This is a genomic window from Streptomyces torulosus, from assembly GCF_001419765.1.
Taxonomy (GTDB): domain Bacteria; phylum Actinomycetota; class Actinomycetes; order Streptomycetales; family Streptomycetaceae; genus Streptomyces; species Streptomyces torulosus.
Map to the genome: position 1 here is coordinate 1 of NZ_LIRK01000304.1, position 9704 is coordinate 9704.

The 9704-nt window shown below is 69.5% G+C and carries 8 protein-coding genes and 1 pseudogene; 2 read left to right on the forward strand and 7 right to left on the reverse strand.

Translation table 11 applies throughout. The annotated features are described in order from the left end of the window. From AOK23_RS21565 to AOK23_RS21585, 5 genes are all read right to left on the reverse strand, one after another. Positions 1–592: 3-hydroxyanthranilate 3,4-dioxygenase (locus AOK23_RS21565; protein ID WP_063791374.1), on the reverse strand; the 592-nt coding region annotated here is incomplete at its 3' end. Between the two features lie 29 nt (positions 593–621). After that, entirely contained in the window at positions 622–1077 is a 456-nt protein-coding gene (locus AOK23_RS21570) for a RidA family protein (protein ID WP_055714335.1), read from the reverse strand. Continuing rightward, positions 1074–1862, reverse strand: a complete 789-nt coding sequence (locus AOK23_RS21575; protein WP_055714336.1) for a 2-keto-4-pentenoate hydratase — start codon at positions 1860–1862, stop codon at positions 1074–1076. Before AOK23_RS21575 ends, AOK23_RS21570 begins: the two co-directional genes overlap by 4 nt. Then, the gene (gene mhpD, locus AOK23_RS21580) at positions 1859–2656 is read right to left on the reverse strand and encodes a 2-keto-4-pentenoate hydratase (protein WP_055714340.1); all 798 of its coding nucleotides are present in this window, start codon (positions 2654–2656) and stop codon (positions 1859–1861) included. Before mhpD ends, AOK23_RS21575 begins: the two co-directional genes overlap by 4 nt. Before the next feature lie 20 nt (positions 2657–2676). Beyond that, positions 2677–4134, reverse strand: coding sequence for a 2-hydroxymuconic semialdehyde dehydrogenase (locus AOK23_RS21585; RefSeq protein ID WP_055714337.1), 1458 nt, complete (start codon positions 4132–4134; stop codon positions 2677–2679). Positions 4135–4223: 89 nt separating this feature from the next. Here AOK23_RS21585 and AOK23_RS21590 point away from each other — a divergent pair, with 89 nt between their 5' ends. Then, positions 4224–5162, forward strand: coding sequence for a LysR substrate-binding domain-containing protein (locus AOK23_RS21590; RefSeq protein WP_338056494.1), 939 nt, complete (start codon positions 4224–4226; stop codon positions 5160–5162). Positions 5163–5740: 578 nt separating this feature from the next. Here AOK23_RS21590 and AOK23_RS48495 read toward each other — a convergent pair. Then, complete coding sequence (locus AOK23_RS48495) at positions 5741–6457, reverse strand: transposase family protein (protein WP_240496487.1); 717 nt, start codon at positions 6455–6457, stop codon at positions 5741–5743. A gap of 612 nt (positions 6458–7069) precedes the next feature. Here AOK23_RS48495 and AOK23_RS51955 point away from each other — a divergent pair. After that, positions 7070–8137 (forward strand): annotated as a pseudogene (locus AOK23_RS51955) (IS630 family transposase). A gap of 150 nt (positions 8138–8287) precedes the next feature. Here AOK23_RS51955 and AOK23_RS21610 read toward each other — a convergent pair. Next, positions 8288–9704 (reverse strand): RICIN domain-containing protein (locus tag AOK23_RS21610; protein WP_055714339.1); only part of this gene is annotated, 1417 nt, incomplete at its 5' end.

Below are 9704 nucleotides of genomic sequence, written 5' to 3' on the forward strand. Positions count from 1 at the left end.
CGGTGGGCGGGGAGGCTTCGCCGAGGGTGCGTGCGGTCTGCGGGCGCAGCGCGTCGGGCCAGTCGCGCCCAGGGTGCACCGCACCGCAGTGCGGGCAGGTCCGCGCGGTGTCGTCGCGGTAGAACGCGTCGAACAGGGGCGGAAGGTCCTCGACGATCGACTGCAGCTGCACCTCGGTACGGTGCACCAGGTGGTGGCACGTCATGCAGTACCACTCGAACGCGTCGCGTACCCCGGCCGGGCGGGCGAACTCCACGACCAGGGCGATACTCCCGGGTTCGGGCCGCTGCGGCGAGTGCCGCATGTGCGCGGGGACGAGGAACACCTCACCCTCGCGGATCGCGATGTCGCGGGGCGGCTTGCCGTCCTCCTCGTGCACGCGCAGCACCATGTCGCCGCGCAGCTGGTAGAAGAACTCCTCGATCGGGTCGTCATGGAAGTCGGTGCGCCGGTTCGGGCCGCCGACCAGGGTGACCATAAGATCGGCGTCCTGCCAGACCTGCACGTTGCCGACAGGCGGCTTGAGAAGGTGCTGGTTGGCGTCGATCCAGGCGTTGAGGTTGAACGGCGTGGTCGGCGAGTTGCCGGACATGTGCGCTCCTCGGTTGATCGTGTGGTCGGTCAGTTCCCGGCTTCGGGCGCAGCCCGGCCGGTGGGGTCCGGACCGGCCGGGAGATGGGCTGTTGCACTGATCTCGATGAGCAGGTGGGGGTGGGGTAGCTGGTGGACGGCGACGGTGGTCCGTGCGGGACCGCCTTCGTCGAAGAAGTCGGCGTATACCTCGTTGTATCCGCCGAAGTCGTTCATGTTGACGAGGTAGGCGGTGATGTTCACCAGGTCGGCCAGTGACCCGCCGGCGGCGGCGAGGATGTCACCGATGTTGGTGATGACCGCGCGGGTCTGAGCGCGGATGTCGAGGTCGGTCACCCCCATGGGGTCCGCGCTCGCGCCGGCGAAGCTGCCGTCGGGGAGCCGGGAGCTGGTGCCGGAGACGAACACCAGGTCGCCGGCGCGGCGCAGGTGCGGGAACCGGCCCCGCGGCGTGGCCTTTCCGGGCACCACAAGCGCTTCGCTCATCGCGCACCCGCCGGGGCCGAGGCGGTGACCTCGACCGTGCCGAGCCCGGTGACGCAGGCACGCACATGCGCGCCGGGCGGCAGCGGGACCGCGGCGGTAGCGGCGCCGGCGAGGATGACCCAGCCGGGCTGCAGTGTCAGACCAGCTGCGGCCGCCAGCCGGGCGGCCGCGGTGAGCGAGCGCAGTGGGTGACCGAGGATCGCCGCGGTCGTCCCGCTCTGCGCGAGCCGCCCGTCCACCTCCAGCAGCACGCCGAGGTTGTCCAGGTCTATGCCGTGCGCCGGCTGCCAGGCGCCGACCGCGAACCCGGCCGAGGACGCATTGTCAGCGATCACCTCGGGGAGCGTGAAGGCGAACCCGGCGTATCGCGAGTCGATGACCTCGAGGGCGGGTGCGACGGCTGCGACGGCCGCGAGCGGGTCTGTGCCTTCGGCGCCGGCGCCCAGCGGCGCTCCGAGGAGGAAGGCGACCTCAGGTTCGATGCGCGGGTGCAGCAACGCCTCGACGTCGACGGTGCCCCCGTCCGCGACCCGCATGCCCTCTGTCAGCCGGCCGTGGATGAGGTCGTGCACGTCCATCTGCCGCATCTTGGCGACCGAGGTGAAGCCGAGCTTGAAGCCCGCGAGGCTCTCACCGCGGTCCAGGCGACGGCGCACCACCTCGCGCTGTACCGCGTAAGCGTCCGCGAGGGACACTTCGGCCAGTTCGGTTGGCCCGGCGACCGCGGTGCGACTGGTGGCCGCGTCGTCCAGGGTGCGCGCCCAGCGCTCTACCAGCCCGTTCATCGGCCCTCCTCCGTCTTCGGTTGCGTCTTCGCGAAGGCGGCGCGGACGCTGCCCAGGCCCTGGATGCGTGCCTCCAGCACGTCGCCCGGTGCGACGGCGACCATGGGGCCGAGCGCGCCGGTCAGGACCGTGTCGCCGGCACGGAGCGGTTCGCCGAGCGCCGCCAGCGCGTCGGCCAGCCACAGGGCGGCGTTCAGCGGGTGACCCAGGCAGGCCGCTCCGGCGCCCGCCGACACCTGTTCGCCGCGGCGTTCCATGACCATCCCGGCGGTACGCAGGTCCACGTCCCGCAAGAGGGTCGGCCGGCCGCCGAGCACGTACAGGCCGGACGAGGCGTTGTCGGCGACCGTGTCCACGATGGTGATGTCCCAGTCGCGGATGCGGCTGCCGACCACCTCGATCGCGGGCAGCGCGTATGCGGTCGCGCCGATGAGGTCCGCGACGGTGTGCCGCTCGAACGCCAGGTCTCGTTCCAGGACGAGCGCGACCTCTGCTTCTGCGCGCGGCTGCAGGACGGCGCCCACGGGGATCTCCGCGCCGTCCGGGACGGCCATGTCGTCGATCAGCACCCCGAAGTCCGGGCTTTCCACACCGAGCTGGGCTTGCACTGCGCCGGAGGTCAGGCCGATCTTGCGGCCCACCACGCGGCGCCCGGCGGCCAACCGGCGCTCGGTCTGGATCCGCTGCACGGCGTAGGCGGCTGCCACGTCGCAAGTGCCTAGCAGGTCACGTACCGGCGGGCAGGGCTCGCCGGTCGCGCGCGCCCGGTCCATCCGGTCTGCGGCTTCGATCAGGGTCGTCGTGCGGTCGTCGGTCACAGCTTCACGCACACATTCGTGGGTTCGGAGAAGAAGTCGAGGGAGTGGGTGCCGCCCTCGCGACCGATGCCGGAGGCCTTCACGCCTCCGAAGGGAGTCCGCAGGTCGCGCAGGTTCCAGCAGTTCACCCAGGCGATGCCCACTTCCAGGCGTGGTGCCACGCGGTGCGCCCGCGATACGTCGGTGGTCCAGAGCGTCGCCGCCAGGCCGTAGGGGCTGTCGTTGGCCAGCCGCACCGCCTCGTCCTCGGTATCGAACGGGGCCAGGTGCACCACCGGTCCGAAGATCTCCTCGCGTACCACCGGATGGGTCTCGGGCAGCCCGGCCAGCACGGTCGGCTCGACGAAGAACCCACCGTCCCGGTCGTCGCCGAACTCCGGCACGCCGCCGCCGGCCAGCACCGCCCCGTCAGCCGCGGCCTGCCCGTAGTAGCCCAGCACCTTGGCGCGGTGCTCGGCGGAAACCAGCGGGCCCAGCCCGGTGCCCTCGTCGCGGGGGCGGCCAATCACGAGCTGCTTGGCACCTGCGGCAAGTGCCGCGGCGAAGTCGTCGAAGACCTCGCGCTGCACGTACACCCGCTCGGTGCACAGGCACACCTGGCCGCTGTTGGTGAACGCGGAAGCGATGGTGCCCTCGACTGCCCGCTCCAGGTCGGCGTCGGCGAACACCAGGCCGGCGTTCTTGCCGCCGAGTTCGAAGGAGACCGGCGTCAGGTTGCGTGCCGCCGCACCCATGATCGCGGTGCCGGTGCGGGTCTCGCCGGTGAACGCGATGGCATCCACCCCCGGGTGCGCCGTGAGGAACGCTCCAGCGCTGTCCGTACCCAGGCCATGCACAAGGTTGAAGACGCCCGCTGGCACGCCGGCCTCATCCATCACCTCGGCCAGCAGGGTGGCGGTCGACGGAGTCAGTTCGGACGGCTTGGCGATGACCGTGTTACCCATCGCGAGTGCAGGGGCGACCTTCCAGGTGAGCAGGAGCAGCGGCAGGTTCCACGGCGAGACGACCGCGACGACGCCAAGGGGGCGGCGCACTGTGTAATTGAGGGCGCCCAGCCCATCCGGTGTGGTCGTGCGGTGCGCCTCCTCCGCACGACCCAGCGCAAGGTCGGCGTAGCTGCGGAAGTTGGCGATGCCACGCGGGATGTCGACGCTGGAGGCCAGCGCGTACGGCTTGCCGGTGTCGGCGATCTCGGCCGCGACGAACTCCTCAAACCGGGCCTCGATACCGTCCGCGACCCGCCGCAGCACTCCGCACCGGCCCGCGGTGTCCAGGTCCCCCCACGGCCCGGACAACGCGGAGCGCGCCGCGGTGACCGCACGGTCCACGGTGGACTCCAGTGCCTGCGGGGCCATGCCGAACGCACGGCCGGTGACCGGGTCAACCACCTCAAAGCGGTCTCCGTCGCTGCTGGCGTCGAACCGACCGCCGATGTAGTGCTCCCACTTGGTCATGCAAGCATCATGAGGTTCCGCGACATACCAAACAAATACCAATATCGGCGCTTGATATATTGAAACCGATATATGAAGGGGAGTCGCCAATGGCCATCGACCTGCTCGACGGCAGGCTCAAGTTCCGCCACCTCACCCTGGTAGCCGCGATCGCCAAGCACGGCAGCGTCGTGCGCGCCGCCGAGGTCCTGGGCCTAACCCAGCCATCCGCCACCCGCACCCTGCGCGAACTGGAGGAGCTCCTCGGAGCCCGACTCTTCGAACGCGAACCGCGCGGGATGACCGCCACACTCTACGGAGCCGCGCTGGTCGAACACGCGAGAGTGATCCTCGCCGAGGTCCACCGCGCCGGCGACCATCTCGCTGGGCTCCGTGAGGGCCACACCGGAACAGTCACCGTCGGTACCCTGCTCGCAGGGACCACCATGCTGCTGCCGCGCGCGGTGGCCGCTCTAAAACGCAAGCGCCCGCGCATCATCGTCGTCATCCGCGAGGCCACCTACGACGTCCTCTACCAGCAGCTGCTCGCCGGCGAGCTCGACGTGATCGTCGGGCGGATCGGGCCGCCACCCGACCCGGGCAGGATCCGCCAGCACACGCTCTACCACGAGCCGATCCGTCTCATCGCCCGCCGCGACCACCCACTCCACGCCCGCGAAGCCCACCCGACACTCGCCGACACCCACAGCCACCCTTGGATCCTGCCGCTCGAACAGACCACGCTGCGCGGCGAATTGAAAGCACTGTTCGACCGCCACGGACTGTCGCTTCCGGCGGACCGCGTGGAATGCACCTCCATCCTCACGGTCCGCGAGCTGCTGATCGCGACCGACATGATCGCCGCGCTCCCCGAGCTGGTCGTCACCGGCGACGACAAGCTGGCAGCCCTGCCCGTCACCCTGGAGTCGGTACGGCGAACCGTGGGAACCACGGTGGTCGCCGACCGCACCGGCACACCCGCCGTCGTCGAGTTCCTCAGGCATCTCGAAACCGAAGGCGAGGCTCTGCGGGCGACCATCGAACGCTGACCTACGCCCCAGCAACGCAGCCCCCGGCCACGGCTGAGGGAAGAGGATGTTACGCGCTGTGGCAGAAGGGTGGGGTGCGGCCGGGGTGCGGTTGCGTCGGAGTGCGGGGCCGGGGTGCGGTACCGAAGGCCGGGAGGTGCCCCGGCGCTCTGGGCCGCCTTCCGGGGGCCAGCACCGGATGACCCCCGCCGACCTGTTCTCCCGCGCCTGAGTCGCACAGCCGCCAGACTCCTGTCCACGCCCCCACACACACGGGACACGGAAGCTCCTGGTGGACAATGGGTGATCTTGGTCGTGAACCCGTCTACCAGGAGCTTCACTTCGTTGTACAGACCTCCGCGACCAACCCGCCACGCTCAACACAGGTTGGAAAAGGCTCAGTGAGGCTGCGCCAAGCTCGTTTCTGCAGTTCAGTGGGGCTGGTGTGATGGGCCGGTGAGGTCCTCACGCTGGTAGGCGGCGTGATCGTCGGGGCGAGATCGTCCGCCCGTCTCGTCATCGCTGTACTTCGCTGTTCGCGAGGACGAGCAGGGCTCGCAGGAGCGTGGTGGCCTGCCGGGTGTCGGTGCGGAGCTTGGTCAGGGTCCGCCATGCCTTGAGGTTCGCGAAGCCGTGTTCGTTGGCGGCGCGTTCGCGGCTGACCAGGCGGTTCGTCTCCTTCTCGGCAGCGGTGAGCTGGTGGGGTTGCGGGTGGCCTTGCGGCCGGTGATGATCACCGGGTCGTCGTCGGGTTTGTCGTCGAGGCCGACGAAGCCGAGGTCGGCCAGGGCGCCGAGGCCGGCTTCGCGCAGGTGTCCGGTGATCTTGTTGTGGCGGGCGGTGGTGATCTCGCTGGACCGGCCGGGCTTGGCCGCGGAGATCCAGATCAGGTTGCCCTTCTCGTCGGTCAGCGCGAGAAACAGCAGGCCATGGGTCTTGTGCTTGCCTGAGTAGTTCTTCCGGTCGTCCTTCCCGGTGCGGCGGTGGGTGCGGATCAGGGTGCCGTCGAGGAGGACCACGACCCCGCCGCTGCGGGCAATCTTCTTCAACGCCCGGTCCAGGCGCGGGGACCGGGCGGCCAGCAGCTTGACGACTTCCTTCACCCATCGGCGGACGGTGGACTCCCCGACACCGTTGGCGCCGGCCATGTCGGCCAGACGCTGGTCGTGGCGCAGGACGGCGAGCACGATGACGGCCTGCCGGCCGGGTTCGGCCTTGCGCCAGGGCGAGCGCATCTGGTTCCGGCGCCGGCGTATCAGGTCGGCGACGAGGGCTGATGGTCCGCTTCGACAGCGGGAGGCGGACCTGGTAGACAACTTCCTGAGTGTCCTCGGCGGGCTGGTTTTTGCTCACACATCTACCAACTCCCGCCGGGGGCCCTCGCGTTACGGCGGGAATCGGACCGTCCGGCCGTCGACACCGCTGGTCAGCGTGGTCGGTAGCGGCCCGATGCGGGGTGCCGGTAAGAACTCTGTCAGTGCGCCACGAGGCGCTGTTGTTTCGGACGGAGGTGGAAGACCACCGTCGCTTCGCCGTCGTAGCGGCGAGGTGAAGCTGGAGGCAGCCTGAACCGGGGATCGCCGGGGAGGGCGAGAGCAGCCTCGACAAAGTCGGGCCGGTCCAGCACTGCCGGATGGGTCGGGCCCGGTGAGCGAGACGGGAAGGTATACGCGAGGAACCGGTGTTGTACGCCTCTTGAGTTCTTGCCAGCTCCAATCCGGTGGATATGGGCTGGTCAGCGGTGCGCAACCGCCCGGAAGGGCGGTGAACTCCCGGGCCGGTATTGGCAGCTTGGGCCGGGAGGCCACGACGAAGGTCTACGGCGTAGTCGTGGCGAGGCCGCAGGGGCAGAGCCGGGTGCCTACTGAGGTTGAACTCGTGGAGTCGTAGGGGCTGACGGCTCGTCGCTCGTGCGGTATCACCGGGGCATGCGGTATCCACAAGGGGGGCGGGCTGACCGCCGAACGGCAGCAGTTCCGCGAGGGGTTACGGCTCAAGGCGGCCGAGCGGTTCGCCCAGGGTGAGGCGAGCTCGGTGATCGCGAAGGACCTGCGGGTCAGTGTCCGGTCGGTGCAGCGGTGGCGGCGGATGTGGGACGAGGGCGGTCCGCGGGCTCTGCGGTCGCAGGGGCCGGCGTCGCTTCCGAGGCTGAGTCAGAAGCAGTTCGCCCAGCTGGAGGCGGAGCTGGCCAAGGGGTCGGCCGCGCATGGCTGGGAAGACCAGCGTTGGACGCTGGCGCGGGTCAAGACGGTGATCGGCCGGCGCTTCCACCTGACCTACACGGTCCAGGGTGTGCGCAAGCTCCTGGTGCGCAACGGCTGGTCCTGCCAGGTCCCGGCCCGACGCGCGATCGAGCGGGACGACGACGCGGTGGCCGGGTGGGTCAAGGAGGTGTGGCCGTGCGCGGAAGGCTCGCGGCGGCCCGTGGAGCCTGGCTCGTCTTCGAGGACGAAGCCGGTTTCTCCATGACGCCGCCACAGGCGAAGACCTGGTCACAGCGCGGCCGGACCCCGGTGGTGCGGGTCCGGGGCCGTTCCCGCAGACGAGTGTCGATCGCCGCGCTGACCTGCTACAAACCCGGCCACCGGTCCCGGCTGATCTACCGGCCGCGCCGGGACGACGGCCGGCGCGACGGCCGTAAGAGCTTCTCCTGGCGCGACTACCGCGACCTGCTGATCGCCGCACATCAGCAGCTCGGCGGCCCCATCGTGCTCGTCTGGGGCAACCTCAACGTCCACAAAGCCGCTGATCTGCGGGAATGGGCGGAAGTCCGGGACTGGCTGACCATCTACTACCTGCCGCCCTACGCACCTGACCTCAACCCCGTCGAAGGGATCTGGTCTCTCCTGCGACGCGGCTGGCTCTCCAACGTTGCCTTCAGTACTCCCGAACACCTCATCCAGCGGGTCCGACGCGGCCTACGGCACATCCAGTACCGCACCCATCTCATAGACGGCTGCCTCGCGGAGACCGGCCTGGCCATCAGACCCGCCTGACCAACAGCACGACATCACGAGTTCAACCTCAGTAAGGAGTCATGGGCAGGCGAGCGGACAACGTCCCGGTCCGCACCGGCCCGTGAGGTGTTCCTCCGTTGGAGACGTGCCCCGGCGGCCCGCTCGGTGGCGGGTCGCCGGGGCACGCGGTCAGGAGATGGTCCAGGTTTCGCTGTTGACGTTCGCGCTGCCGCCGAGCTCCTGGATGACGGCGGCTCCCTGGGTGGTGGAGCCCGTGACGCCGATGTGCAGGCCGCTGCCTATGCCGACCAGCATGTAGTTGCTGCCGGTGTAGCTGCCGGTCAGGTCGAGGGCCCACTGCTGGTTCGTGCCGCCGTTGCAGGTCCACTGGTGCAACTGGACGCCGGCGGTGGTCGACTTGCTCGGGACGTCCAGGCACAGGCCGCTCTTGACGCTTTTGAGCGTGAAGATGTTGTCCGCCACCCGGGTGAGGGTCCACTGCTGGTTGGTACCGCCGGCGGACGGCCACTGGATGATCTTGGCGCCGGTCGCGGTGGAGCCGCTGGAGACGTCCATCAGCATGGAGCTGCTGAGGTTCTTCAGGGTGTGGACCCCCTCCGACGGGATCCCGCTGCCGGCCGTCCACGTGCCCGCGTTCACGTCGAGGGACCAGGTCGGGTACTGACCGAGGTTCACCGTCGTGCCCCGGATGGTCAGTGGCAGCCAGATCAGCTTCGACTCGCCCAGGTTGGAGGTGTCCCAGCGGTCACCGGCGTAGATGTAGGTGGTGCCGGAGGTGCCCTGGACGGTGATGACGTTCGCCGTCTGGCTGCCGTAGGTGCGGGTGCCGGGAGCGGCGAAGTTCCGGAACGCCGACCACGGGCCGCTCAGTGACGTGGCGGTGGCGTAGACGTTGTCGTTCAGGCTCCAGCCCGTCAGGTGGGAGCCGAAGACGTAGTACATCCCGTCGATCTTCACCATGGCGGGCGACTCGACGCTGCCACTGCCGCTGCTGCCCAGCACGGCCACCGCGCTGACGACGGAGAGGTAGTCGGCGGAGAGCTTGTAGATGCGCAGGCCGTTGTTGCGGTCCTCGCTCAGCAGGTAGCCGGTGCCGTCGGTGTCCTGGAACAGGCCGATGTCCCGGCTGAGGTTGCCCATCGGCCGGAAGCTGCCCCGGTAGGTGTACGGGCCGCACGGCGTGCTGCTGGTGGCCACACCGACTCTGGCCTCGGCGTAGTTGGTGCTGTCGATGTGCATGTACATCACGTACGTGCTGGTCGACTTGTTGTAGATGACCTTCGGCCGCTCCACGATGCGGCTGGGGCCCAGGTCACCGCTGGCCTGCCGGCTCAGGGCCTGACGCTGGTAGGTCCAGTTGCCGAGGTCGGTAGAGGTGTAGCAGGTGATGTTTTCGAACGAGGTGTTCCCCGACGCCTTGCCGGTCTTGTCCTCGCCGAAGCCGTACCAGGTGTCGCCGGCCTTGACGATGCCGAGCCCGTGCAACTGCAGGGTGTTGCCGTTCTGGTCGGTTCGTGTGGCGCCCGTCGTGAAGGTCACCGTGTCCGCGTGTGCCTGCGTGGCGGGCACGAGCAGGGCGGCGAGG

Bases quoted from the DNA above. Each gene is read 5' to 3' on its own strand.
- AOK23_RS21585 (WP_055714337.1), bottom strand. From the start codon at position 4,134: ATGACCAAGTGGGAGCACTACATCGGCGGTCGGTTCGACGCCAGCAGC.
- AOK23_RS21575 (WP_055714336.1), bottom strand. From the start codon at position 1,862: ATGAACGGGCTGGTAGAGCGCTGGGCGCGCACCCTGGACGACGCGGCC.
- AOK23_RS21570 (WP_055714335.1), bottom strand. From the start codon at position 1,077: ATGAGCGAAGCGCTTGTGGTGCCCGGAAAGGCCACGCCGCGGGGCCGG.
- AOK23_RS21590 (WP_338056494.1), top strand. From the start codon at position 4,224: ATGGCCATCGACCTGCTCGACGGCAGGCTCAAGTTCCGCCACCTCACC.